The following is a 23,609-nucleotide window of genomic DNA, read 5'->3' on the forward strand; positions in this document are numbered from 1 at the left end:
AGGGACACCCACCATGCCGGGGAGGACGCGGCCGAGCTGGCCCAGGTCTCCGACGCCGTACGACGCCGCCAGGATCAGGCCGGCTGAGCCGTGAGCAGCCGGGGCTCGATCCGGGTCTCCCGGACGCTGCCGTGCTCGGCGCGGCTGACCTCGTACGCCGCGACGCCCTCGTGGTCCGCGACCGCCTCGACCAGGCGGGTGCCCCGGTAGACCAGCCCCACCCCGTCGTCAGTGCAGTGGCTCGTCGGGAGGGTGCCGTTGCCGACAAACTCGTGCATCAGCGGGCCCCGCTGCTCCTCGCTGTCGTAGTGCGCCTCGCCGGCGGACGTGGCGCTCAGGCCCGCGCAGCCCGGCGGCGGACGTGGCGCGGCCGCTCAGGCCCGCGATTCGGCGGCGGCGAGCAGCGTACGCAGCAGGTCGGCCAGGCGCTCCTGGTCCTCCGGCGGCAGCGCGTCGAGGATCCGCCGCTGCACGGCGAGCCCCGCCTCGACCGACTCCTCCACCACGCGCCGGCCATCGTCGGTGAGGCTGACCCGCAGCCCGCGCCGGTCCGCCGGGTCCGGGGTACGCCGGACCAGCCCGGCCCGTTCCAGCCGGTCGAGCCGGCCGGTCATCCCGCCGGAGGTGAGCATCAGCCCGGCGGCGAGCGCCTTCGGCGCCAGGGTGTACGGCTCGCCGGAGCGGCGCAGCGCGGCGAGCACGTCGAAGTCGCCCCGGCTGATCCCCCAGTCGGCGTACACCGTCTCCTGGCTGTCGCCGACCAGCCGGGCCAATCGGTAGATCCGGCCGAACACAGCCATCGGCTCGGGCCGCATCCCGGCCCGCTCCCGCCGCCACTGCTCGACGATGACGTCCACGTCGTCCGTTGCCACCCCTGGATTGTGCCGCACCTGGCACTTCCCCTTTCGCTCGACACTGATTAGCTTAGCGCTAAGATACTTAGGGACGAGAGGAATGTGATGAACCAACGCTGGACCGACGTGGCGCTGACCGCAACCGCCCCGACCGCGTGGGGCACCACCTACCTGGTCACCTCCGAGCTGCTGCCGACCGACCGGCCGCTCTGGTCCGGCGTGCTCCGGGCGCTGCCGGCCGGGCTGCTGCTGCTCGCACTGACCCGACGCCGACCGCACGGCATCTGGTGGTGGCGGGCCGCCCTGCTCGGCGCGCTCAACATCGGCGCGTTCTTCCCGCTGCTCTTCGCCGCCGCGTACCGGCTGCCGGGCGGGACCGCCGCCGTGCTGGGCGCGGCTCAGCCGCTCCTGGTCGCCGCGCTCACCGTGGTCGCCCTCGGACAGCGGCCCCGCCGGCCCGTGCTGCTCGCCGCGCTGGCCGCGCCGATGGGAGTGGCCCTGGTGGTGCTCCGCCCCGGCGCGGCGGTCGATCCGCTCGGCGTCGCGGCCGGGGTTGCCGGCACCGTCGCGATGGCCACCGGGCTGGTGCTCACCCGCCGCTGGGGGCGGTCCGCCGGGATCGGCACCCTCGCCGCGACGAGCTGGCAGCTCGTCGCCGGCGGCCTGATGATCGTGCCGCTCGCCGCCGCGGTCGAGGGCGCGCCGCCCGCACCGGACGGGCCGGCCCTGCTCGGGTACGCCTGGCTCGGCCTGGTCGGCACCGCCCTGGCGTACGCGCTCTGGTTCCGGGGCGCTGCTCGGCTGCCGCTGACCCAGGTGTCGGTGCTCGGCGCGCTGAGCCCGTTGACCGCCGCCGCACTCGGCTGGCTGGTGCTGGGCGAGGCGCTCAGCCCGGTGCAGCTCGCCGGCTTCGCCGTCGCCGTCGCCGCGATGGTGGTCGGCCAACTCTCTCCGCCCTCCGCCCGACAGCCGAGCGCGGACGCGCAGTCAGGTCAGAAGGCCGGCGCGGGCGGGCAGCCCGGTCAGCATGCCGGCGCGGGCGGGCGGCTCGATCAGCTTGCCGGAACGAGCGCGCAGCTCGGTCAGCATGCCGGCGCGGGCGGGCGGCTCGGTCATCCGGCGAGCAGCCGGCGCCGGTCGGTCTCCGAGCCGGGCGTACCGATCTCCGGCCGGGCGCCGTGCGGCAGCTCGCCGGCCGCGGCCACCGGCAGGATGAACCGGCCGGTGGCGGCCGGACCGGCCGCGTCCGACTGGTCGAGCAGCCAGCGCACCTCGTCGGCCGTCCACCCCAGACCGGAGCGGCCGGCGATCTCCCGGACCAGTCGCAGGCCCACCCGAGTGTCGTCGTCGTAGAACCGCATGCACCAGTGGTGCGCCCACATGCCGAGCGCGCGGAGCCCGTCGTCGTCGAGCGAGCGGGCCAGCCGGCCGCAGGCGGTGTCGGCGAAGGCGCGGCCCGGGTCGTCGGCCCGGTCCCGTTCGATCGCGCCGACCGCGGCCGGCGCCACCGCGCGCATCCGCCGGTAGAAACCCTGGACCACGTCCGGCGGGGGGTGCCCGTCCCGCGTCGACGCCGCTTCCCGACCCGCCACGCTCGCCATCGCCGCACCCCTTCTTGAGTTGGTGGCCGGACGGTACCGACCACTACCGACACTTTCGAAGGTGGCGGAATCCACCGGGGACGGCGATTTCAGCGGACGGCATCGGCGGCGGGTGGAACGTGGATAGGCTCCGGCAGGACGGGCCAGGTCGGAGGGGGTGCGATGAGACCCGACACCATCGTGCTCATCCACGGCTTCTGGGTGACGCCCCGGAGCTGGGAGAACTGGAAGGCTCGCTACGAGGGACAGGGCTTCCGTGTCCTCACGCCGACCTACCCCGGTTTTGAGGTCGGGGTCGAGACGCTGAACGCCGACCCCTCCCCGGTCGAGCGGCTCACCGTGCCCGACATCATCCGCCACCTCGAGGCGGTGATCCGCGAGCTGCCGACACCGCCGATCATCATGGGGCACTCGGCCGGCGGCGCGTTCACCCAGATCCTGCTCGACCACGGGCTCGGCGCGGCCGGAGTCGCCCTCAACTCCGCCCCGACCGAGGGCGTCAAGGTGACCCCACCCACGCAGCTAAAGGCGGCCTTCCCCGTCCTGGACAACCCGGCCGGGGCGATCGGCTACTCCCCCGAGCAGTGGCGGTACGCCTTCACCAACACGTTCAGCGAGGAGGAGTCCCTGGCGCTGTATCAGCGCTACCACGTCCCGGCGTCCGCGACGATCTTCTGGGGCAGCCTCCTCGCCAACTTCCGGCCGGGCCATCAGCACACCTGGGTCGACTACCACAACGACGACCGGGCTCCGCTGCTGTTCGTCTCCGGCGGCGAGGACCACCTCATGCCGCCCAGCGTGCAGCGGTCCAACGCCGCGCACTACCGGTCGAACGCGGTGACCGAGATCCGGGAGTACCCGGGCTACCCGCACCTGCTCCCCGCCCAGCAGGGCTGGGAGCAGATCGCCGACGACGTTCTCGCCTGGGCGCTGGCGAACGCGAGATAGGCCGGCTTCCGGGGTCTGCGGTCGACCCCGTACGCCCACGTCCGATTCCCGCCAGCCGGGCCCGCTGGGTGCGGGGCATCATCGGTGGCGTGGAGTTGGACTTCGAACGGTGCTACCGGGCCGTCGACAGCCGCGACCAGCGGTTCGACGGCTGGTTCTACACGGGCGTGACCTCGACCGGGATCTACTGCCGGCCGTCCTGCCCGGCAATGACGCCGAAGCGGCAGAACGTACGTTTCTTCCCGTCCGCGGCGGCGGCGCAAGGAGCCGGGCTGCGCGCCTGCCGGCGCTGCCGCCCCGACGCCGCCCCCGGATCGCCGCAGTGGGACGTGCGGGCGGACGTGGTCGGGCGGGCCATGCGGCTGATCGCCGACGGGGTCGTGGACCGGGACGGCGTACCGGGGTTGGCTGCCCGGCTCGGCTACACCGAGCGGCACCTGCACCGGATGTTGCGCGCCGAGATGGGCGCCGGGCCGCTCGCGCTGGCCCGCGCCCAGCGCGCCCAGACCGCCCGGATCCTCATCGAGACCACCGGCCTGGGCATGGCCGAGATCGCGTTCGCCGCCGGCTTCGGCAGCGTCCGGCAGTTCAACGACACGGTCCGGGAGGTGTACGGGACCGCCCCGTCCGAACTTCGGGCCACCCGAGGAGGGCGACCGGTGGCTGGCGGGGCGGGCACGATCACGTTGCGGCTGGCGTACCGGCCGCCGTTGCACGCGGCGGCGCTGCTGGACTTCCTCGCCGTACGGGCGCTGCCCGGGGTGGAGGAGGTCCGCGACGGGACGTACCGCCGGGGGTTGCGGCTGCCGCACGGGGCCGGCGAGGTCGCGCTGACCCCGGCCGACGGGTATGTCGCGGCGACCCTGCGCCTGGCCGACATGCGCGACCTGGCCCCCGCGGTGGCCCGCTGCCGCCGCCTGCTCGACCTCGACGCCGACCCCGTGGCCATCGACCAGACCCTGGCGGAGGACCCGGCCCTCGCCAAAGCCGTCGCGGCCGAACCGGGAGTACGCCTGCCCCGCGCGGTGGACGGCTTCGAGATGGCCCTCCGCGCCATCACCACCCAACAGGTCTCCCTCCAGTCCGCCCGTACCACCCTCACCCGCCTCCTCCGGACGACCACCCCCGACCACCCCGAGCCCGGCCCCGACGATCATGAAGTTATTGCCATCGAAGACGGCGTGTCCGGACAACAACTTCATGATCAACGCGAGCGGGGGCGGGGCTCGGCTGAGGTCAGGCTGCGGGGGTTCGTCAGTGCCGGGGAGGTGCTCGGGTTGCCGGACTCGGCGTTCGGGATGCCGGGGGCGCGGCGGGAGACGATTCGGGCGGTGGCGCGGGCGGTGGCCGACGGCGAGCTCGATCTCGATCCCGGCGGGGACCGGGAGGAGGCCGTGCGGCGGCTGACTGCCCTGCCCGGGATCGGGCCCTGGACCGCCGGCTACGTGGCGATGCGGGCCCTCGGCGACCCGGACGTCTTCCTCCCCACCGACCTCGCCGTACGCCGGGGCGCGGCCGCGCTCCGCCTGCCCGACGACCCGAAGACCCTTGACGCGTACGCCGACCGCTGGCGCCCCTGGCGGTCCTACGCGGTGATCCGACTCTGGAGAGCAGCATGAACACCACACTGGACAGCACCGTCATCGAGACGCCTACCGGACCGCTGAGCATCCTGACCGGCCCCGACGGCGTGGTCCGGGCGGCCGGCTTCACCGCCGCGCCGGAGGGCCTGCTGCCGCTGATCCACCCGAGTCTCCGCGGCGACCTGCGAGACCGGCCCGACCTCGGCCCGGTGACCGTCGCCGTCCGCTCCTACCTGGCCGGCGACCTGACCGCGATCGACGGGGTGCCGGTGGAGCAGCACAGCGGCGGCGAGTTCCTCAGCCACGCCTGGCGGGTGCTGCGCGAGGTGAAGCCGGGCGAGCCGGTGACGTACACCGGTTTCGCCGGGCTGGCCGGCCGGCCGGCGGCGGTCCGCGCCGCCGCGGCGGCCTGCGCCCGCAACGCCGCGGCCCTCTTCGTCCCCTGCCATCGGGTGTTGCGCATCGACGGGACCCTCGGCGGCTACCGGTGGGGGCTGGATGTGAAGAAGTGGCTGCTTGATCACGAGCGGCGGGACTTCACCGCCGGTGGCGCGACTCGCTGATCCAGTGCTGCCGGTGCAGGCTCCGCCGGGACGCGCGGGCGGGCACGGGGAGGCAAATGTTGTGCTCGTGGGCCATATGACTCTCGGTCATAAATATGCCGGAGAGTCATATGACTCTTCGCGGTGGTCGCCTCCGTGACGATTGACGCGCAGGATCCCCGGCTCACACCACACGGGCACCGGCGGATCCGTCTGGCGGACGCCGGTTGGCAGGTGGCCGGGCTCACCACCCGTCGATGTGCAGCACCTCGTCGAGCGGCTGCCGCTCCGCCGACCGGAAGCTCTCCCCGATGTGGTACGCGGTCGGGATCAGCGCGCCCTGCCGGACGTTCTCCGGGAGGCCGAGCAGCTCCGCCGCCTCCGCCTCGTACACGAGGTGCAGGGTGGTCCAGGCGGTGCCCAGGCCGCGGGCCCGGGCGGCGAGCATGTAGCTCCACGCGGCCGGCAGCACCGACCCCCAGAGCCCGGCCTGGTTTCCGGCGGGCAGCTCGCCGCCGGAGTCCAGCTGGATGCAGGGGATGACCAGCACCGGCACCTGCCCCATCCGGTCGCCGAGCCAGGCCACGCTCTCCGCCACCCGGCGCTGCACTGCGGACCGGGCCGGGTCGTCGGCGAAGAGCTGGGCGGCCGAGCCCTCGCCGCCAAGGTAGCCGTGCACGGCGCGCTGGTACATCCGGCCGATCAGGTCCCGCTTGGCCGGGTCGGTGACCACGATCCACTGCCAGTTCTGCCGGTTGGAGCCGGACGGCGCCTGGAGGGCGATCTCCAGACACTCCCGGACCAGCTCCATCGGCACCGGGCGGGTCAGGTCCAGCCGCCTGCGAACCGTCCGGGTGGTGGTGAGCAGCTCGTCGGGGCTCAGTGGCAGCGTCGGCATCTCGTCATCGTGACACGGCGATAAGCCGTGGAGACGTCGATGCCCGCTGCCTACGATCGGCAGATGACCGATACGGCGAGGACGGCCCGCGCCGGCGTCCCCGAGCGTCCGACCCTGGACGGGCTCGAGGAGACCTGGGCGCGCCGCTGGCAGGAGGAGGACACGTACGCGTTCGACCGCACCAAGGAGCGGGCCGACGTGTACGCGATCGACACCCCGCCGCCGACGGTATCCGGCGAGCTGCACATGGGCCACGTCTTCTCGTACACCCACACCGACACGGTGGCCCGGTTCCAGCGGATGCGCGGCCGCGCGGTCTTCTACCCGATGGGCTGGGACGACAACGGCCTGCCCACCGAGCGTCGGGTGCAGAACGTCTACGGGGTGCGCTGCGACCCGGCCCTGCCGTACGACCCGTCCTGGGTGCCGCCCGCCGTTCCAGTGAGCGAGGCGGCTCGGAAGGACCCCACCCCGATCTCCCGGCGCAACTTCATCGAGCTGTGCGAGCTGCTGACGGTCGCCGACGAGGAGATCTTCGAGGCGCTCTGGCGGCGGCTCGGGCTGTCCGTGGACTGGTCGCTGACGTACACCACGATCGGGTGGATGGCCCGGGCGACGTCGCAGCGGGCGTTCCTGCGGAACCTGGCCCGGGGCGAGGCGTACCAGGCCGAGGCGCCGACACTCTGGGACGTCGGGTTCGCCACCGCGGTTGCCCAGGCGGAGCTGGAGGATCGGGAGCGGCCGGGGGCGTACTACCGGCTGCGGTTCACCGGGCCGGGCGGGCGGGAGGTGCTGATCGACACCACCCGGCCGGAGCTGCTGCCGGCCTGCGTGGCGCTGGTCTGCCACCCCGACGACGAGCGGTACGCCGACCTCGTCGGCGCGTCGGTGCGTACCCCGATCTTCGGGGTCGAGGTGCCGGTGCGCGCGCACCCGCTGGCGGACCCGGCCAAGGGCACCGGCATCGCGATGGTCTGCACCTTCGGCGACCTGGCCGACGTGACCTGGTGGCGGGAGCTCCAGCTCGACACCCGGGTGGTGATCGGCCGGGACGGGCGGCTGCTGCCCGAGCCGCCGCCCGGCGTGCCCGCCGAGCCCTACGCGGCGCTGGCCGGGCAGACGGTCAACGGCGCCCGGCGGACGCTGGTGCAGATGCTGGCCGACGCCGGTGACCTGGTCGGCGAGCCGCGCCCGATCACCCACCCGGTGAAGTTCTACGAGCGGGGCGACCGCCCGCTGGAGATCGTCTCGACCCGGCAGTGGTACCTGCGCAACGGCGGCCGGGACGCCGAGTTGCGGGCGGAGCTGCTGGCCCGGGGCGAGGAGCTGCACTGGGTGCCGGAGCACATGAAGCACCGCTACGACCACTGGGTGCGCGGTCTGACCGGGGACTGGCTGGTCAGCCGGCAGCGGTTCTTCGGCGTGCCGGTGCCGGTGTGGTACCGGCTCGACGACGCTGGCGAGCCGGACTGGTCCCAGCCTCTCACGCCGGACGAGGCGATGCTGCCGGTCGACCCGTCCAGCGACCCGCCGCCCGGATTCGACGAGTCGCAGCGCGGCGCCCCGGGCGGCTTCGTCGGCGACCCGGACGTGCTGGACACTTGGGCCACCTCGTCGGTGACCCCGCAGATCATCGGCGGCTGGGAGACCGACCCGGACCTGTTCGCCCGGGTCTTCCCGATGGACCTGCGCCCGCAGGGGCACGACATCATCCGGACCTGGCTCTTCTCCACCATCGTCCGCTCCCACCTCGAGCACGGGGTGCTGCCCTGGCGGGACGCGGTGCTCTCCGGCTGGATCCTCGATCCGGACCACAAGAAGATGGCCAAGTCCAAGGGGAACGTGGTCACCCCGATGGCGCTGCTGGAGCAGCACGGCTCCGACGCGGTGCGGTACTGGGCGGCCAACGGCAAGCCCGGGATGGACCTGGCCTTCGACCCGGCCCAGATCAAGGTCGGTCGGCGGCTCGCCACCAAGCTGCTCAACGCGTCCAAGTTCGCCCTGGGGCTGGGCGCCGCGGACGCCTTGCGCGCCGCGGCGACCGAGCCGCTGGACACCGCCATGCTCGCCGAACTCTCCGGCGTGGTCGCGGCCGCGACCACCGCCTTCGACGAGTACGACCACACGGCCGCCCTGATGGCGACCGAGGCGTTCTTCTGGCGGTTCTGCGACGACTACATCGAGCTGGTGAAGGAACGCGCCTACGGCTCCGGGTCGGGTGCCGACTCGGCGCGGGCGGCGCTGGCCACCGCGCTCTCGGTGCAGTTGCGGCTCTTCGCCCCGGTGCTGCCCTTCGTGACCGAGGAGGTGTGGTCCTGGTGGCGGTACGGCTCGGTGCACCGCGCGCCCTGGCCCACGACGTACGAGGTGGGGCGCGCGGTGCAGGCCCCCGGTGACCCGGAACTGCTGCGGCTGGCCGGGGACGCGCTGAGCCAGGTGCGCCGCGCCAAGTCGGAGCGGAAGCTCTCCATGAAGGCGGAGGTGCCGCTGGCCGAGGCGCTCGGCCCCGCCGCGCTGCTGGAGCGGCTCACCGTGATCGCCGACGACCTCCGCGCGGCGGGCCGCATCGCCAAGCTCGACCTCCTCCCCGACCGCGCCCCGGAGCTGGTCATCGCCTGCGCCTTCTGAGCCTTACCCCTTCAGCTCGTTTCGCCGGCGACCGAGAAGGAGCGGAGGCGGTCGATCGCCAGGACGGTGAAGCAGATGGCGACGACGGCGGTCAGCACGGCGGCGACCGGGACGGAGACGGTGGCGGAGAGCAGCTCGGTGGGGGCCATCCGGTCGGCGAGGGCGATCACCCACTGCTGGACGGAGAGCACCCGGGTGCCACTGACGAAGTTGCCCAGCAGCCCCTCCCAGATCAGCACGTAGACCAGCCCGAGCAGCACCGGCCGCCGGGTGACCAGGCTGAGCGCCAGGAACAGCGCCGAGTACGCGAGCGCGCCGAGCGCGGAGGCGGCGGCGAGCGCCAGTCCGAGGCGTACCGAATCGGCGAGCACGCCCGCGACGTAGAGCGGCACGGCGACGGTGGCCGCGGTGACCCCGGTCGCCACCGCGAGCTTGGGCAGCACGATCTGCCAGCGCGGCAGCGGCTTGGTCAGGATGTGCACGATCGTGCCGTCGTCGATCTCGGCGCCCAGCACGCCGGTGCCGACGATCAGCGCGACCACCGGCAGCACCACGGCCAGGCCCAGCCCGACCAGCACCGGCGGCCCCCACTCGCCCGGGTCCACCCCGAGGGCGCGGGAGGTCACCGCGAGCACCAGCAGCAGCGCCGGCAGCGGGAAGAGCAGCAGGAACCGGCGACGGCCGAAGAGCCCTCGGGCGGTGATCCACGAGACGGTAGACATCAGGCCTCCACCAGGTAGGAGAAGACGCTCTCCAGGGACTCGTCCTCGGGCCGCAGCGAGCGGACCCGGATGCCCCGGGCCAGCGCGATCTTCGGCAGCGCCCGGGTGAAGGCGCCGTAGTCGCCGGCCCGGACGGTGAGCCCGTCCCGGCCCAGCTCGACCCCGGTGACTGACGACTCGGCGATCAGCGCGACGGCCAGCGCACGGTCGTCGGTGGAGCGGACCGCGAAGACGTGCGGCCGGTTGGTCATCAGCCGCCGGATGGTACGGAAGTCGCCGGACGCGGCCAGCCGGCCGGCGACCATCACCTGCACCGTGCCGGAGACCTGCTCGACCTCCTCGAGGATGTGCGAGCTGAACAGGATGGTCCGGCCGGCGTCGCCGAGCCGGTGCAGCAGCGCCATCATGTGCAGCCGCTGCCGCGGGTCCATCCCGTTGAACGGCTCGTCCAGCAGCAGCACCTGCGGGTCGTGCACCAGCGCGGCGGCCACCCGGGTGCGCTGCCGCATGCCCTTGGAGTACGTGCCGATCCGCCGGCCCTGCGCCTCCTCCATCTCGACCAGCGCGATCGCCCGGCGGGCCGCCGCCTCCGGGTCGGGCAACCGGTGCAGCTTCGCGCTGGCCAGCACGAACTCGTACGCGGTGAGGAAGGCGTGCACGGCCTCCCGCTCGGAGACCAGGCCGAGCCGCCGGTAGATGTCCGGGTTGCGCCAGGTGGGCTCCCCGTCCAGGGTCACCGCGCCCCGGGACGGGGCGAGGAAGCCGGCCATCATGTGCAGCAGCGTGGTCTTGCCGGCGCCGTTCGGGCCGAGCAGCCCGGTCACCCCGGGGCCGAGCCGCATGGTGACGTCGTTGACCGCCACCACGTTGCCGTACCAGCGGGAGACGCCGGCAAGGTCGAGGGTGCTGGCGGCCGCGGTGGGGGCCGCCGCCTCCAGGCCGGCACTGATCGTGGTCATCGGGCGGCCACCTTCCGGTATCGCAGCAGCAGCAGGGCGACGCAACCGCCCACCAGCAGCAGGGCGGCGAGGGCGTAGACCGGGCCGAAGTCGCCGATCCCCGGCCCGCTCTGTTCCCGGGTGACCAGCAGGTCGCCCAGCGACCAGATCCCGACCCCCTGCACGATGGTCGAGGGTGAGCCGAGGCCGGCCAGCTCGTTGACCGTCCGGGAGGGCATGATCGACAGCGTGCCGACGATCGGCGTGGTCATCAGGAAGGCCGCCACGATGCCACCGGCGGCGAACGCCCGCTTGCCGGTGAGCGAGGCGATCAGCAGGCCGACCGAGGAGAACACCACCGCCCAGAGGCCGGCGTAGAGCAGGCCGGGGAGCAGGTCGAGCAGCTCGTTCCAGACCCCGCGCATCCCGTCGTCGGTGGTGAACGCGGCACCGAGGAACATCACCAGTTGCGGTGCGCCGAGCAGCAGCCAGAGCGCGGTCATCAGGGCCAGCAGCTTGGCCAGCGCGTAGTCGGCGCGGGGCAGCGGCCGGGAGAAGTAGAGCGGCAGCACCCCGCTGCGCAGGTCGCGGGAGACCAGCTCCGGCCCGACCACCGCGACGAAGAAGATGACCAGCCAGCTCATCGCGTCGGCGAACTGGGCGTACGTCATGACGACCTGGCCGATCTGGGTGCGTACCGCGGTCAGCGCGGCGGCCACCACGGTGACGATGCCGACCACCAGCCAGGGGAAGATCTTGGCCTTGGCGCTGCGGCCCAGGCCGAACGCGGTGCGCAGCCCGTGCAGGTAGAGCGCGCCGAAGACGTGCCCGCGGCCCAGCCGCGGGCCGGTGTAGCGCTGGTAGCCGATGTCGTGGATGACACCGGTCGGCTCAGACATGGCTGGGCTCCCTCGTGGCGAAGAGTTCGGCCACCCGGTGCCGGCGCTGGTCCAGCCGGTGCAGCGGCAGGTCCAGCTCGGCGACCGCGCCGAGGATCAGGTCGTAGGTGGCGTCGTCGGCGAGCGGGACGAGCAACATCCGCCCCTCCCGGGTCACCGACAGGTCGAGCGCGGCGAGCCGGGCGGCGAGGTCCTCGGTACCCTCGCTGACCTCGACCGCGAGCACGTCGGTGGCGGAGGTCATCGCGGAGACGCGGTCCGCGCGCAGCAGCCGCCCGCCGTCGATGGCGACCAGCGTGTCGCAGATCCGCTCCACCTCGCCGAGCAGGTGCGAGCAGACCAGCACGGAGATGCCGAACTCGGTGCCGATCCGGTGGATCAGGGCGAGCATGGCGTCGCGCCCGGCCGGGTCGAGGCCGTTGGTCGGCTCGTCGAGGAGCAGCAGGTCGGGGTCGTGCACCAGGGCCTGGGCGAGCTTGACCCGCTGCTTCATGCCGGTCGAGTAGCCGCCGACCGGGCGGTAGCGCTCCTCGTAGAGGCCGACGTGACGCAGCGCCTCGGAGGCCCGCTCGCGGGCGACCGCGCGGGGCAGGCCGCTGATCCGGCCGAGATGGGTGACCAGCTCGGCGGCGGAGAGATCGGGCGGGAGGGCGTCGTGCTCGGGCATGTAGCCGACCCGGGCGCGGACCGCCGCCGGGTCGGTGGTCGGGTCGAGGTCGAGCACCCGGACCCGGCCGCTGGTCGGGGCGAGCAGGCCGAGCAGGATCTTGATCAACGTGGACTTGCCGGCGCCGTTAGCGCCGACCAAACCTATGATCCCCGGCTCGACCGCGACTGTCAGGTCGGCCAGCGCGGTGACCCGACCTCCATACGTCTTGGTCAGCGACTCGGTTGCGATCAGTGTCACGCTGCTCAGCGTAGGGAGCCGACGCTCGCCCTGGCATCCGGCGCGCCCCTGATCCTGGCCCATTCCCCCACTAGGGGTAATGGTTCCGTAAGGCCGGGGGACGGCGACCGGGCCGGTCCCGCCCGGAACACTGTGGACATGATCTCCCGTCTGCTGCGTACCCCGCTGACCTGGGTCGTCGTCGCCGTCCTCGCCGCCGGGGCGGCCGTCGGGCTCTGGTGGTTCCAACCGTGGAAGGCGGTCACCGACAGGGAGGTCCGCGAGGAGCTGTCGGCGGTCGACGTGACCGCCTCGCCGGCCGGCACCGCGGCGCCCACCGGCACCGCCGCGCCGGTCGGACCGACCCTGGTCAGCCGGGGCGACTTCGTCACCCACGAGCACGACACCAGCGGCACCGCGCGGATCGTGCGCGGGGCCGACGGGCGGTATCGGCTGGAGCTGGTCGGCCTGGACACCTCCAACGGTCCGGATCTTCAGGTCTGGCTGACCGACCAGCCGGTCCGCACCGGCCGGTCCGGCTGGAACGTCTTCGACGACGGCCGCCGGGTCGAGCTCGGTCCGCTCAAGGGCAACCTGGGTGACCAGGCGTACGACATCCCGGCCGGGACCGACCTGACCGGGCTGACCAGCGTGGCAATCTGGTGCCAGCGGTTCGCCGTCTCGTTCGGCGCGGCCCCACTGACCCCCGTCGGCTGACTCCGGCGGCGACCTCCGGTCGACCGACGGACGAACGGCCGATGACCGCCAGGTTTAGTGGTGCTCTCGACCGATCGGCGGTGGGCTGAGAAACTGTGTGCCGGCCGGTGAGTTGGGGGTTCGATGAGCAACGGGTGGGTGCTGCCCGAGGACGTGTTGCGGGACGCACCGGCGTACGCGCTACGCATCAGTGAGCTGGCCGATCTTGAGTTGCTGCTCACCGGGGCGTACGCCCCGCTGACCGGCTTCATGACCCGCGCCGACCTGGCCTCGCTCAGCCGTCGCGGCCAGCTCGCCGACGGCACGCCCTGGCCCGTACCGGTGACCCTGCAGGTGCCGGCGACGCTCACCGACGGGCTGGAGCTGGACGATCCGCTGCGCCGGGCGCTGGTGCTCACCGACGGCGAGGGCGCCCCGGTGGCCGCGATGGACGTGATCGACGTCTGGCCGGTCCGCGACGGCACGGTCGGCGTGGGCGGGGCGGTCCGCCGGCTCGGCGACGGCGGTCACGGACCGTTCCAGCGGCTGCGCCGTGGCCCGGACGAGGTGCGGGCGCTGCTGCCCCCGGGCCGGGTGCTCGGGGTGTTCGCCGACCGCCCGCTGCACCGGCCGCAGCTCGCCCAGATCGCACACGCCGCCCGCACGCTCGGCGCGCACCTGCTGGTGATGATCCCGGTGGGCGAGGAGTCGATCGCCGGGCTGCCGTCCGAAGCGCTCGTCCGCAGCGTCTTCGCCGCCCGCGACCGGATGCCCCCGGCCACCCTGGTGGCGGTGCCGCTGGTCCGGCGCCGCGACGAGATCAGCGACGCCCTGCTGCGGGCCCGGGTCGCCGCCGCGTACGGCGTGACCCACATCCTCTCCACGGGCGAGATGCTCTCCGGCGCCGGCCTGCGGGTGCTGGTGCCCCGGGAGCTGGCCTACGACAACCGGGACGGGCAGTGGCGCTGGCGGGAGGACATCCCGCCGCGCAACCGCCGGCTGGCGCTGAGCCAGGCGGAGATCGACGACCTGCTGGACCGGGGCTTCCCGCTGCCCGAGTGGCACACTCCGCCGGCCGTGGCCAAGGAGCTGGCCCGGGCCCGGCCGCCGCGCCGGCACCGGGGCCTGGTGATCTTCCTGACCGGCCTCTCCGGCTCCGGCAAGTCGACCATCGCCCGGGGCCTGGCCGACACGCTGCGCGAGGGCGGCGACCGCACCATCACCCTGCTCGACGGCGACGTGGTGCGCCGGGAGCTCTCCGCCGGGCTCGGGTTCAGCAAGGCTGACCGGGACATGAACGTCCGCCGGATCAGCTGGGTGGCCGCCGAGATCGCCCGGCACCGGGGCGTCGCCATCTGCTGCCCCATCGCCCCGTACGCGGCGGCCCGGGCGACCGCCCGGGAGATGGCGCACGCCGCGGGGGCGGGCTTTCTGCTGGTGCACGTGGCCACCCCGCTGGAGGTCTGCGAGCAGCGGGACCGCAAGGGCCTGTACGCCCGGGCCCGGGCCGGCCTGCTCACCGGGATGACCGGCATCGACGACCCGTACGAGGAGCCGATCGACGCCGACCTGGTGGTGGACACCACCGACATGACCGTCGACGAGGCGGTCAAGGTGGTGATGACCCACCTGACCGAGACCGGCTGGGTGGAGCCCCGCCTCCAGCCGGCCTGATCCCGGCCCGCCACCCCCGGCCCACGGCCGCGGCACCCGTCACCCGCCGGCGCCCCACCGCCGGGTCGCCGTCACCCTGCGCCGCCCACGGCCGGGTCGCGGTCGCCCTGCGCCGCCCACGGCCGGGTCGCCGTCGCCTACGCCGACCCCGGGCTCCTTTCGTCGTGCCCTCCTGAGCGCTAGTGTTCGTCTTTGTTGGAACACGTTCGACCGCGTGGGTGCGTGGTCGCGGGAGCCGGAGGTACGGCGGATGCTGGCGCGGCAGCGGCAGGCGGCCATCCTGGAGCGGGTCCGCGCCACCGGCGGGGTGCGGGTCACCGAGCTGGCCGCCGAGTTCTGCGTCTCGGACATGACCATCCGGCGGGACCTGGAGACGCTGCACGAGCAGGGCCTGCTGGCCAAGGTGCACGGCGGGGCGACGGTGGCCGGCTCGACCGACGAGCCGGGATTCCGGGCCAAGTCCGTCCGTGAGTCGGCGGAGAAGGCCGCGATCGCCACCCGGGCCGCGCGGCTCGTCCGGCCCGGCGGGGCGGTCGCCCTGTCGGCCGGTACGACCACCGCCGAGCTGGCCCGTCGCCTGGTCGACGTGCCGGGCCTGACCGTGGTGACCAACTCGCTGCCGGTGGCCGAGATCCTGCACGTCGGCGGCCGACCCGACCAGACCGTGGTGCTCACCGGCGGCGTCCGTACGCCGTCGGACGCGCTGGTCGGCCCGCTGGCCGTGTCGGCGATCGGCGCGCTCCACCTGGACCTGCTCTTCCTGGGCGTGCACGGGATCAGCGAACGGGCCGGCTTCACCACGCCGAACCTGATGGAGGCGGACACCGACCGGGCCCTGGTGGCGGCCGCCGACCGGCTGGTCGTGCTCGCCGACCACACCAAGTGGGGCACGGTGGGGATCTCCTCCATCGTCCCGCTGGACGCCGCGGACGTGCTGATCACGGATGACCAGTTGGCACCGGATGCGCGTCGGGTACTGGGCGAAAAGGTGGGTGAGCTGGTGATCGTGGGAACCACGGGGCGGGCCACGGCGGAGGCGGCGGAGTGAAGCGCACGCGGATCGAGCTGGCCGACGGCCGCGAGCTGATCTACTTCGACGAGCGGGACGACGCGGTGCGGGACCAGCCGGACCGGCGTGAGCTGCCCCCGCCGCCGCCCGCCTCCCAGCTCCGCTACGACCCGCTCACCGACGAGTGGGTGGCGGTCGCGGTGCACCGGCAGACCCGCACCTTTCTGCCGCCGGTCGACGAGTGCCCGCTCTGCCCGTCGACCGCCGACCGGCTCAGCGAGATCCCGGCTCCCGAGTACGACGTGGCGGTCTTCGAGAACCGCTTCCCCGCGCTGAGCCAGCGGGTCGCCGAGGAGCCGGCCGAGATCACCCCGTTCACCCCGGTCCGGCCGGGTCGCGGGCGGTGCGAGGTGGTCTGCTTCACCGACGACCACAACGCCTCGTTCGCCAGCCTGTCGCCGCGCCGCGTCCGGACCGTGCTGGACGCGCTCGCCGACCGGACCGCCGCGCTCGGCGAGCTGCCCGGGGTGGAGCAGGTCTTCTGCTTCGAGAACCGGGGCGTGGAGATCGGCGTGACCCTGCACCACCCGCACGGCCAGATCTACGCGTACCCCTTCGTCACGCCGCGGACCCGGTCGCTGCTGGCCGCCGCCCGCCGGCACGCCGAGCGGACCGGCGGCAACCTCTACGCCGACGTGCTCGCCGCCGAGCGGGCCGCCGGGGACCGGGTGGTGGCGAGCAACGAGCACTGGACGGCGTACGTCCCGGCGGCCGCCCGCTGGCCGTTCGAGGTGCACGTGGCCCCGCACCGGCCGGTGCCGGACATCCCGGCGCTGAACGACGCCGAGCGGGACGCCTTCGGACCGCTCTACCTGGACCTGCTGCGCCGCTTCGACGGCCTGTTCGACCTGCCCATGCCGTACATCGCGGCCTGGCAACAGGCGCCGGTGCGCATCGACCGCGAGCTGGGGCATCTGCACCTGCAGCTGTTCAGCATCCGTCGCGCCAAGGACAAACTGAAGTACCTGGCCGGCTCCGAGTCCGCCATGGGCGTCTTCATCAACGACATCGCCCCCGAGCGCGCCGCCGAACTCCTCCGTGCCGCCTCAGCCCGGGGCTGATCGACTCCGACTGCGGCAGGTCGCGGTGTCCGCGGATCCGGACCGAACCACCTGCCGCAGGCCGAGTTGCTCGGACAGCAGGGCGCGGGGGCCCGGGACAGGGCCCCCCGCAGGGAAGGGACGGCTGGCTGTGCGCGACAGCCGGGAAGGTTGGCTGATCGGCGCTCATGCCGCGAGGCGACCGCGGTCAACCTTCCTGGACGCGACTGGCACCACGTCCAACCTGGTCAACGAGGTGAAGCACGTTCGGTGACGCGCCGGGCAGGTACGACCGAGCCCGCCGGCGGGTGCCGGCGGGCTCGGTCGGTGACGCGGTACGGAATCAGGCGGCGAGCTTGCGCGCCAGGTTCTCGTCGAGCGCGTTCATGAACTCGTCGGTGGTCAGCCACGGCGCGTCGCGCGAGATGAGCAGCGCGAGATCCTTGGTCATCTGGCCGCCCTCGACGGTACCCACGATGACCTGCTCCAGGGTGTTGGCGAACTCGGTGACCGCCGGGGTGCCGTCCAGCTTGCCCCGGTGGGCCAGACCCCGGGTCCAGGCGTAGATCGACGCGATCGGGTTGGTCGAGGTCTTCTCACCCTTCTGCCACTGCCGGTAGTGCCGGGTGACGGTGCCGTGCGCCGCCTCCGCCTCGACCGTACGGCCGTCCGGGGTCATCAGCACGGAGGTCATCAGGCCCAGCGAGCCGAAGCCCTGCGCGACGGTGTCGGACTGCACGTCACCGTCGTAGTTCTTGCAGGCCCAGACGAAGCCACCCTCCCACTTGAGCGCGGCGGCGACCATGTCGTCGATCAGCCGGTGCTCGTAGGTGATGCCGGCGGCCTCGAACTCCGACTTGAACTCGTTCTCGAACACCTCGGCGAAGATGTCCTTGAACCGGCCGTCGTACGCCTTGAGGATGGTGTTCTTGGTCGACAGGTAGACCGGGTAGCCGCGGTCGAGGCCGTAGCGCATCGACGCGCGGGCGAAGTCCCGGATCGAGTCGTCGAAGTTGTACATCCCCATGGTGACGCCGCCGCCGGGGAACTTGGCGACCTCCATCTCCATCGGGGCGCCGCCGTCGGCGGGCTGGTAGGTGATGGTCACCGTGCCGGGGCCGGGGACGACGAAGTCGGTGGCCTTGTACTGGTCGCCGTGGGCGTGCCGGCCGATGATGATCGGCTTGGTCCAGCCGGGGACCAGCCGCGGCACGTTGGACATGATGATCGGCTCGCGGAAGACCACGCCGCCGAGGATGTTGCGGATGGTGCCGTTCGGCGACCGCCACATCTTCTTCAGGTCGAACTCCGCGACCCGGGCCTCGTCCGGGGTGATGGTGGCGCACTTGACGCCCACGCCGTGCTGCTTGATGGCGTTCGCGGCGTCGACGGTGACCTGGTCGTCGGTCTCGTCGCGGTGCTGAATCGACAGGTCGTAGTAGTGCAGGTCGACGTCGAGGTAGGGCAGGATCAGCTGCTCCCGGATCTGCTTCCAGATGATCCGGGTCATCTCGTCGCCGTCGATTTCCACGACCGGGTTGTTTACCTTGATCTTCGCCATCGGCCGGCGCTCCTCTCGGGGGACACATGCTCAAGCAGTACGAGCGTACTGGAAACTGCCCGGCGCTCCTCAGCCGGCCTCGACGAGGCCGAGGACGGGCCCCGTCCGCGCCCGACGAAAAGCGGATGTCCGGCGCGTCCGACGCTGACACCATCACCGGATGGCGCTGAGCCGCACCCTCGGGTCTATCACGGTCACCCCCCTCACCGACGGCGAGGGGGCCTTCTTCCAGCCCCGTGAGGAGGCGTTCCCGGCGGCGACGGCGGAGCAGTGGCGCGAGGCCGACCGGCGTGACCCCGCCGCGGTGACCGCGGACGGGCAGTGGTGGTTGCCATTCCGCAGCTTCGCCCTGCGGGACGGCGACGGGCCGGTCATGCTGGTCGACGCCGGCATCGGGCCGGCCGGCTCCCCCGCCGCGAGCTGGGCACCGGTGCCGGGACGGCTGCCGGCGGAGCTCGCCGCCGCAGGCATCGACCCAACCGACGTCCGCACGGTGGTCCTGACCCACCTGCACAGCGACCACATTGGCTGGGCGATCACCGGCACCCCCGGCCGCCCGTACTTCCCGAACGCCACCTACGTCCTGCAGCGGGCCGAGCTCGACGCGATGGAGACGATCAACCCGCGTCTGCCGGCCGGCCTGGTCGCGCCGTTGCGCGCCGCCGGCCAGCTCCGGGTGGTGGACGGCGCTGCCGCGATCACCCCACAGGTACGGCTGGTGCCGACCCCGGGGCACACCGTCGGGCACCAGTCGGTGCTGCTGGAGGCGGCGGGCGAGCGGCTGTTGCTCACCGGCGACCTGCTGGTGCACACCGTGCAGCTGGTCAACCCGGAGCTCGCGTACGCCCACGAGGAGGACCCGGCGACGGCGCGCGCCTCGCGCGTGGCGCTGCTGCGCGGCCCCGCTACGCTGGCCACCCCCCACCTGGGCGACCCGTTCGTCGCCCTCGCGCCCACCCCTTCCCCGGTTGATCATGAAGTTGTAGTCACGACACGCCGGAGCGGGTGACAACAACTTCATGATCAACCGGGTCAAACGAGGCGGAGACGGCGAAGAGGCACGCCGGCGATGCCGGCGCGCCCCTTCGGTCGGGGGTCACATGTTGGCGACGTCGGACTGCTTGGCCCGGACGGCCTCGGCCGCCGCCTTCAGGCTGGCCAGCTCGTCGGCGTCCAAGTCGGTCTCGACGATCCGCTTGACGCCGTCCCGGCCGATCTCGGCCTCGACGCCCAGGTAGACGCCGGAGATGCCGTACTGGCCGTCGACCCAGGCGCAGACCGGCATGATGTCGCCGGAGTCCTCCGCGACGGCCTTGGCCATCCGCGCGGCGGCCGCCGACGGGGCGTAGTACGCCGAACCGGTCTTGAGCAGCGCGACCACTTCGGCGCCGCCGTTGCGGGTCCGGACGACCAGGTCCTCGATCTGCTCGTCCGGCATCACCTCGCGCAGCGGCTTGCCGTCCACCGTGCTCTTCGACGGGACCGGCACCATGGTGTCGCCGTGCGAGCCGAGGGTCAGCGTCTTCACCGACTTGACCGGTACGTTCAGCGCCTCGGCGACGAAGTTGGTGAACCGGGCGCTGTCCAGGATGCCGGCCTGGCCGAGCACCCGGTTCTTCGGGAACTGGGTGGCCTTCTGGGCCAGCGCGGTCATCTCGTCGAGCGGGTTGGAGACGACGATGACGACGGCGTTCGGGGCGTACTTGGCGACGTTCTCGGAGACCTGGCGGACGATCTTGGCGTTCGTCTCCAGCAGGTCCATCCGGCTCATGCCCGGCTTGCGGGGCAGGCCGGCGGTGATGACGACGACGTCCGAGCCCTCGATGGCCTCGTAGCCCTCGCCGTTCCGGCCGGTGGTGACGCCGACGACCTTGGTCTCGAAGCCCTCGACCGGGCGCGACTGGTTCATGTCCAGCGCGATGCCCGCCGGCTTGCCCTCGATGATGTCGGTGATCACGACCGTGTCGAAGATGTCGTACTCGGCCAGGCGCTGTGCGGTGGTGGAGCCGTAGAAGCCAGCCCCGACGACAGTGACCTTCTTACCCATGGTCGTCCCACTCCCTGATACCAGTCGGTTTTCCGGACCGTATCAGCCATCCTGGCACCGATCGGGCCAGGGGCGGACGGTTATGGCGCGCTTGGGGCCCTCAGTCCCGCTCGGCGCGCTCGACCACGTTGGTGAGCAGCATGGCCCGGGTCATCGGACCGACCCCGCCCGGCATCGGCACCAGCGCGCCGGCCACCTCGGCCACCTCGGGATCGACGTCGCCGGTGTAGCGGCCCTTGCCATCGGGGCCGATCACCCGGGTGATGCCGACGTCCACCACGGTCGCACCCGGCGTGATCATGTCGGCGGTGAGCAGCCCCGGCACGCCGGCCGCGACGATCACGATGTCCGCCGCGCGGGTGTGCGAGGCGAGGTCGAGGGTGCCGGTGTGGCAGAGGGTCACCGTGGCGTTCTCGCTGCGCCGGGTGAGCAGCAGGCCGAGCGGGCGGCCCACCGTGTTGCCCCGGCCGACCACCGCGACCTTGGCGCCGCGCAGCGCCACGTCGTACCGGCGGAGCAGCTCCACGATGCCGCGCGGCGTGCAGGGCAAAGGACCCTCGTAGCCGAGCACCAGCCGGCCCAGGTTGACCGGGTGCAGGCCGTCGGCGTCCTTGGCCGGGTCGATCATCTCCAGCGCCCGCTGGGTGTCCAGGTGGGCCGGAAGCGGCAGCTGGACGATGTAGCCGTGGCAGGCCGGGTCGGCGTTGAGCTCGGCCAGCACCTCGTCGACCTGCTCCTGGGTCGCATCGGCGGGCAACTCCCGACGGATCGAGGCGATGCCCACCTCGGCGCAGTCGCGATGCTTGCCGTTGACGTACGCCTGGGAGCCGGGGTCCGCGCCGACCAGGACCGTGCCCAGACCCGGCGTGATGCCGCGCTCCGCCAGCGCCTTGACCCGCACCCGCAGCTCGTCCTTGATCGCCGCCGCGGTGGCCTTGCCGTCCAGGATCATCGCCGTCACGCCCAGATCGTCTCATGCGAAAGGGCCAGCGAATCCGACGATGGCCGACGGTGACGATCCGCTACGAGATGTTCGTCACCGAAAGTGACGGACTATCTCTGTCTCACGTCATCTGGCGGGTCGGACAGTCGACCAGCAAGAGGCACGAAGCGCACTGGGTCCGCCGAACCACTGGGCGGCGCCCCGACTGCCCGACAGCTCCGACAGGGGCCCGACATTGTCTTTGAGCATGGGTTCGGGGACCTTCCGCGACAGCAGACACGCCGGTAGTCGACAAGGCGGGGGGCCACACCGTTGCCGGTTCGCATCGCTCTCCTTGTCGAAGCCCACCTGGACGACCTACCGTTGTCGATCGTTGCACAGCGTTACTCAGCGCCAAGGCTGGCTGCGCAGCGTGAGGAGATGAGGAGGCCCAATGCGTGGGGCTGCTGGAGCCGATCTCGCGGCTGGCAAGGTCCGCGGCGAGACGATCCTCTCCGTCAACCACCTGGTCAAGCACTACCCGATCACCCAGGGCGTGCTGCTCAAGCGCCAGGTCGGCGCGGTCAAGGCCGTCGACGGGGTCAGCTTCGAGCTACGCCGGGGCGAGACGCTCGGCGTGGTCGGCGAGTCCGGCTGCGGCAAGTCCACCCTGGCCCGGCTGCTGATGCGGCTGGAGACCCCCACCGCGGGTCGGGCCAGCCTGGAGGGTCGGGACCTGTTCAAGGCCTCCGGGGCCGAGCTGCGCCGGCTGCGCCGCAACATGCAGATGGTGATGCAGGACCCGTACACCTCGCTGAACCCGCGGATGACGGTCGGCGACATCATCGGCGAGCCCTTCGAGATCCACCCGGACGCGGCACCGAGGGGCAGCCGGCGGCAGCGGGTGCAGGAGCTGCTCGACCTGGTCGGCCTCAACCCCGAGCACATCAACCGGTACCCGCACCAGTTCTCCGGCGGTCAGCGCCAGCGCATCGGCATCGCCCGGGCGCTCGCCCTGCGGCCCGAGATCATCGTCTGCGACGAGCCGGTCTCCGCGCTCGACGTGTCGATCCAGGCCCAGGTGATCAACCTGCTGGAGAAGCTCCAGAACGAGTTCGGGCTGTCGTACATCTTCATCGCCCACGACCTGTCCGTGGTTCGGCACATCTCGGACCGGGTCGCGGTGATGTACCTGGGCAAGATCGTCGAGATCGGCACCGAGCAGGAGATCTACGAGCGGGCCACCCACCCGTACACCCAGGCCCTGCTCTCGGCGGTGCCGGTGCCGGACCCCGGCGCCCGCGAGAACCGGAACATCATCCGGCTCCACGGCGACGTGCCGTCGCCGGCCGACCCGCCGTCGGGCTGCCGGTTCCGCACCCGCTGCTGGAAGGCCCAGGAGATCTGCGCCAACAAGGAGCCGCACACGGTGCTCCGCGCGGCGGACCCGCACCCCTCGGCCTGCCACTTCGCCGAGGTACGCCCCAGCGCGGCCTGACGACCGCGTTGATCTGGGGCGGCAGACTGGGCAGATGAGATCCCGTCGATCCCGCCTGGCGCTGACGGCGCTGGTCGCGCTGGCGGCGCTGGCGGGTTGTGAGCGCGGCGGCGAGTCGGCCGGGAAGCCGTCCGGGACCGGCCCGGAGCCCGTCGCCAGCTCGCCGGCTGACGCCGCCGTTCCGGCCCCGAGTTGTCCGCCGGCCAACCAGTACGGCTCGGGGCTGGCCGAGGTCGGGGGCACTCCGGGCGTCTTCTGGGCACTGCTCTTCCTTGAAGGCGGAGAGCTCAGGGTGGGCAAGCCAACGAAGATCGCCTTCCGGATGACGGGCGCCGGCGACCTGACGCTCCGGGCCGAGGGGCCGGAGGGCACCACCGCGGAGCCGATAGAGGTCATCGGGCACACCGGCGGGAGCACCTGGCAGCGCCCCGGGGACGAGTGGGGCAGCCAGTGGACCTTCCCCACCGCCGGCTGCTGGACCATCCGGGCGGATCGGACCGACGGAACCCGGGGTGCCGTCACCCTCAGAGCGGGCTGACCCACGACCACACACGACGGAGGCCCCATCCTCTCGCCAGGACGGGGCCTCCTGTCGCACGGGCC

The 23,609-nt window shown here is 72.7% G+C and carries 21 protein-coding genes and 2 pseudogenes; 12 read left to right on the forward strand and 11 right to left on the reverse strand.

All coding sequences use genetic code 11. The features are described from left to right. Window positions 1-74 precede the first annotated feature (74 nt). Window positions 75-311: pseudogene (locus tag GA0070624_RS33325) on the reverse strand (peptidase E); the annotation flags it as partial. 63 nt (window positions 312-374) lie between these two features. Further along, a complete protein-coding gene (locus GA0070624_RS33330) occupies window positions 375-872 on the reverse strand; it encodes a MarR family winged helix-turn-helix transcriptional regulator (RefSeq protein ID WP_091347654.1) in 498 nt (165 codons plus the stop codon). Between the two features lie 87 nt (window positions 873-959). On the opposite strand from GA0070624_RS33330, the pseudogene GA0070624_RS36250 reads away from it, so the two are divergent. Beyond that, window positions 960-1,778 (forward strand): annotated as a pseudogene (locus GA0070624_RS36250) (EamA family transporter); the annotation flags it as partial. A 188-nt stretch (window positions 1,779-1,966) separates the two neighbouring features. On the opposite strand, the gene GA0070624_RS36255 reads toward GA0070624_RS36250, so the two are convergent. After that, window positions 1,967-2,455: a hypothetical protein gene (locus GA0070624_RS36255; protein WP_245719100.1), complete on the reverse strand. Its 489-nt coding sequence runs from the start codon at window positions 2,453-2,455 to the stop codon at window positions 1,967-1,969. Between the two features lie 162 nt (window positions 2,456-2,617). Here GA0070624_RS36255 and GA0070624_RS33340 point away from each other — a divergent pair, with 162 nt between their 5' ends. From GA0070624_RS33340 to GA0070624_RS33350, 3 genes are all read left to right on the forward strand, one after another. After that, window positions 2,618-3,403: an alpha/beta hydrolase gene (locus tag GA0070624_RS33340; protein WP_091347662.1), complete on the forward strand. Its 786-nt coding sequence runs from the start codon at window positions 2,618-2,620 to the stop codon at window positions 3,401-3,403. Window positions 3,404-3,492: 89 nt separating this feature from the next. Then, window positions 3,493-5,022 carry a DNA-3-methyladenine glycosylase 2 family protein gene (locus GA0070624_RS33345; protein WP_091350391.1) on the forward strand — a complete coding sequence of 510 codons (1,530 nt, stop codon included), beginning with the start codon at window positions 3,493-3,495 and terminating at the stop codon, window positions 5,020-5,022. Next, on the forward strand, window positions 5,019-5,549 hold the full coding sequence (locus GA0070624_RS33350) for a methylated-DNA--[protein]-cysteine S-methyltransferase (RefSeq protein ID WP_091347667.1): 531 nt from the start codon (window positions 5,019-5,021) through the stop codon (window positions 5,547-5,549). Before GA0070624_RS33345 ends, GA0070624_RS33350 begins: the two co-directional genes overlap by 4 nt. A gap of 223 nt (window positions 5,550-5,772) precedes the next feature. On the opposite strand, the gene GA0070624_RS33355 is transcribed toward GA0070624_RS33350, so the two are convergent. Further along, complete coding sequence (locus GA0070624_RS33355; RefSeq protein WP_091347671.1) at window positions 5,773-6,426, reverse strand: nitroreductase family protein; 654 nt, start codon at window positions 6,424-6,426, stop codon at window positions 5,773-5,775. Between the two features lie 63 nt (window positions 6,427-6,489). Here GA0070624_RS33355 and valS point away from each other — a divergent pair, with 63 nt between their 5' ends. Continuing rightward, window positions 6,490-9,054, forward strand: a complete 2,565-nt coding sequence (valS, locus tag GA0070624_RS33360) for a valine--tRNA ligase (protein WP_091350394.1) — start codon at window positions 6,490-6,492, stop codon at window positions 9,052-9,054. 11 nt (window positions 9,055-9,065) lie between these two features. On the opposite strand, the gene GA0070624_RS33365 is transcribed toward valS, so the two are convergent. From GA0070624_RS33365 to GA0070624_RS33380, 4 genes are read right to left on the reverse strand one after another with little or no spacing between them, the layout of a single operon-like run. After that, complete coding sequence (locus GA0070624_RS33365) at window positions 9,066-9,776, reverse strand: ABC transporter permease (protein WP_091347674.1); 711 nt, start codon at window positions 9,774-9,776, stop codon at window positions 9,066-9,068. Continuing rightward, window positions 9,776-10,735, reverse strand: coding sequence for an ABC transporter ATP-binding protein (locus tag GA0070624_RS33370; protein WP_091347678.1), 960 nt, complete (start codon window positions 10,733-10,735; stop codon window positions 9,776-9,778). The genes GA0070624_RS33365 and GA0070624_RS33370 overlap by 1 nt, the downstream gene beginning before the upstream one ends. Next, complete coding sequence (locus tag GA0070624_RS33375; RefSeq protein WP_091347683.1) at window positions 10,732-11,613, reverse strand: ABC transporter permease; 882 nt, start codon at window positions 11,611-11,613, stop codon at window positions 10,732-10,734. The genes GA0070624_RS33370 and GA0070624_RS33375 overlap by 4 nt, the downstream gene beginning before the upstream one ends. Next, window positions 11,606-12,520, reverse strand: a complete 915-nt coding sequence (locus tag GA0070624_RS33380; RefSeq protein WP_091347686.1) for an ABC transporter ATP-binding protein — start codon at window positions 12,518-12,520, stop codon at window positions 11,606-11,608. The genes GA0070624_RS33375 and GA0070624_RS33380 overlap by 8 nt, the downstream gene beginning before the upstream one ends. A gap of 138 nt (window positions 12,521-12,658) precedes the next feature. Here GA0070624_RS33380 and GA0070624_RS33385 point away from each other — a divergent pair, with 138 nt between their 5' ends. From GA0070624_RS33385 to galT, 4 genes are all read left to right on the forward strand, one after another. Continuing rightward, a complete protein-coding gene (locus GA0070624_RS33385) occupies window positions 12,659-13,216 on the forward strand; it encodes a DM13 domain-containing protein (protein ID WP_091347689.1) in 558 nt (185 codons plus the stop codon). Window positions 13,217-13,339: 123 nt separating this feature from the next. Next, window positions 13,340-14,869 (forward strand): adenylyl-sulfate kinase, encoded by a 1,530-nt coding sequence (gene cysC, locus GA0070624_RS33390; RefSeq protein WP_091347692.1) that lies wholly within the window; start codon window positions 13,340-13,342, stop codon window positions 14,867-14,869. A 250-nt stretch (window positions 14,870-15,119) separates the two neighbouring features. Continuing rightward, entirely contained in the window at window positions 15,120-15,917 is a 798-nt protein-coding gene (locus GA0070624_RS33395; RefSeq protein ID WP_091350397.1) for a DeoR/GlpR family DNA-binding transcription regulator, read from the forward strand. Beyond that, window positions 15,914-16,999, forward strand: coding sequence for a galactose-1-phosphate uridylyltransferase (galT, locus tag GA0070624_RS33400; RefSeq protein WP_091347695.1), 1,086 nt, complete (start codon window positions 15,914-15,916; stop codon window positions 16,997-16,999). Before GA0070624_RS33395 ends, galT begins: the two co-directional genes overlap by 4 nt. Before the next feature lie 322 nt (window positions 17,000-17,321). Here galT and GA0070624_RS33405 read toward each other — a convergent pair whose 3' ends face one another. Continuing rightward, complete coding sequence (locus GA0070624_RS33405) at window positions 17,322-18,539, reverse strand: NADP-dependent isocitrate dehydrogenase (RefSeq protein ID WP_091347698.1); 1,218 nt, start codon at window positions 18,537-18,539, stop codon at window positions 17,322-17,324. Between the two features lie 160 nt (window positions 18,540-18,699). Between GA0070624_RS33405 and GA0070624_RS33410 the strand changes: the two genes are divergently transcribed. Continuing rightward, window positions 18,700-19,548, forward strand: a complete 849-nt coding sequence (locus GA0070624_RS33410) for an MBL fold metallo-hydrolase (protein WP_091347701.1) — start codon at window positions 18,700-18,702, stop codon at window positions 19,546-19,548. 87 nt (window positions 19,549-19,635) lie between these two features. On the opposite strand, the gene mdh is transcribed toward GA0070624_RS33410, so the two are convergent. Both mdh and GA0070624_RS33420 read right to left on the reverse strand, forming a co-directional pair. Continuing rightward, window positions 19,636-20,586, reverse strand: a complete 951-nt coding sequence (gene mdh / locus GA0070624_RS33415; protein WP_091347705.1) for a malate dehydrogenase — start codon at window positions 20,584-20,586, stop codon at window positions 19,636-19,638. Window positions 20,587-20,686: 100 nt separating this feature from the next. Next, complete coding sequence (locus GA0070624_RS33420) at window positions 20,687-21,547, reverse strand: bifunctional methylenetetrahydrofolate dehydrogenase/methenyltetrahydrofolate cyclohydrolase (RefSeq protein ID WP_091347709.1); 861 nt, start codon at window positions 21,545-21,547, stop codon at window positions 20,687-20,689. 415 nt (window positions 21,548-21,962) lie between these two features. Between GA0070624_RS33420 and GA0070624_RS33425 the strand changes: the two genes are divergently transcribed. Next, the gene (locus GA0070624_RS33425; protein WP_091347712.1) at window positions 21,963-23,006 is read left to right on the forward strand and encodes an ABC transporter ATP-binding protein; all 1,044 of its coding nucleotides are present in this window, start codon (window positions 21,963-21,965) and stop codon (window positions 23,004-23,006) included. 34 nt (window positions 23,007-23,040) lie between these two features. Further along, complete coding sequence (locus GA0070624_RS33430) at window positions 23,041-23,544, forward strand: hypothetical protein (protein WP_091347715.1); 504 nt, start codon at window positions 23,041-23,043, stop codon at window positions 23,542-23,544. The last annotated feature ends 65 nt before the right edge of the window (window positions 23,545-23,609 follow it).

The organism is Micromonospora rhizosphaerae (genome assembly GCF_900091465.1).
Lineage (GTDB): Bacteria > Actinomycetota > Actinomycetes > Mycobacteriales > Micromonosporaceae > Micromonospora > Micromonospora rhizosphaerae.

Excerpts from the sequence above, each read along its gene's own strand:
- GA0070624_RS33355 (WP_091347671.1), bottom strand. The coding sequence starts at position 6,426 with ATGCCGACGCTGCCACTGAGCCCCGACGAGCTGCTCACCACCACCCGG.
- GA0070624_RS33385 (WP_091347689.1), top strand. The coding sequence starts at position 12,659 with ATGATCTCCCGTCTGCTGCGTACCCCGCTGACCTGGGTCGTCGTCGCC.
- GA0070624_RS33405 (WP_091347698.1), bottom strand. The coding sequence starts at position 18,539 with ATGGCGAAGATCAAGGTAAACAACCCGGTCGTGGAAATCGACGGCGAC.
- GA0070624_RS33425 (WP_091347712.1), top strand. The coding sequence starts at position 21,963 with ATGCGTGGGGCTGCTGGAGCCGATCTCGCGGCTGGCAAGGTCCGCGGC.
- valS (WP_091350394.1), top strand. The coding sequence starts at position 6,490 with ATGACCGATACGGCGAGGACGGCCCGCGCCGGCGTCCCCGAGCGTCCG.
- GA0070624_RS33350 (WP_091347667.1), top strand. The coding sequence starts at position 5,019 with ATGAACACCACACTGGACAGCACCGTCATCGAGACGCCTACCGGACCG.
- GA0070624_RS33365 (WP_091347674.1), bottom strand. The coding sequence starts at position 9,776 with ATGTCTACCGTCTCGTGGATCACCGCCCGAGGGCTCTTCGGCCGTCGC.
- mdh (WP_091347705.1), bottom strand. The coding sequence starts at position 20,586 with ATGGGTAAGAAGGTCACTGTCGTCGGGGCTGGCTTCTACGGCTCCACC.
- GA0070624_RS33370 (WP_091347678.1), bottom strand. The coding sequence starts at position 10,735 with ATGACCACGATCAGTGCCGGCCTGGAGGCGGCGGCCCCCACCGCGGCC.
- GA0070624_RS33375 (WP_091347683.1), bottom strand. The coding sequence starts at position 11,613 with ATGTCTGAGCCGACCGGTGTCATCCACGACATCGGCTACCAGCGCTAC.
- GA0070624_RS33340 (WP_091347662.1), top strand. The coding sequence starts at position 2,618 with ATGAGACCCGACACCATCGTGCTCATCCACGGCTTCTGGGTGACGCCC.
- GA0070624_RS33430 (WP_091347715.1), top strand. The coding sequence starts at position 23,041 with ATGAGATCCCGTCGATCCCGCCTGGCGCTGACGGCGCTGGTCGCGCTG.
- cysC (WP_091347692.1), top strand. The coding sequence starts at position 13,340 with ATGAGCAACGGGTGGGTGCTGCCCGAGGACGTGTTGCGGGACGCACCG.
- GA0070624_RS36255 (WP_245719100.1), bottom strand. The coding sequence starts at position 2,455 with ATGGCGAGCGTGGCGGGTCGGGAAGCGGCGTCGACGCGGGACGGGCAC.
- GA0070624_RS33410 (WP_091347701.1), top strand. The coding sequence starts at position 18,700 with ATGGCGCTGAGCCGCACCCTCGGGTCTATCACGGTCACCCCCCTCACC.
- GA0070624_RS33395 (WP_091350397.1), top strand. The coding sequence starts at position 15,120 with ATGCTGGCGCGGCAGCGGCAGGCGGCCATCCTGGAGCGGGTCCGCGCC.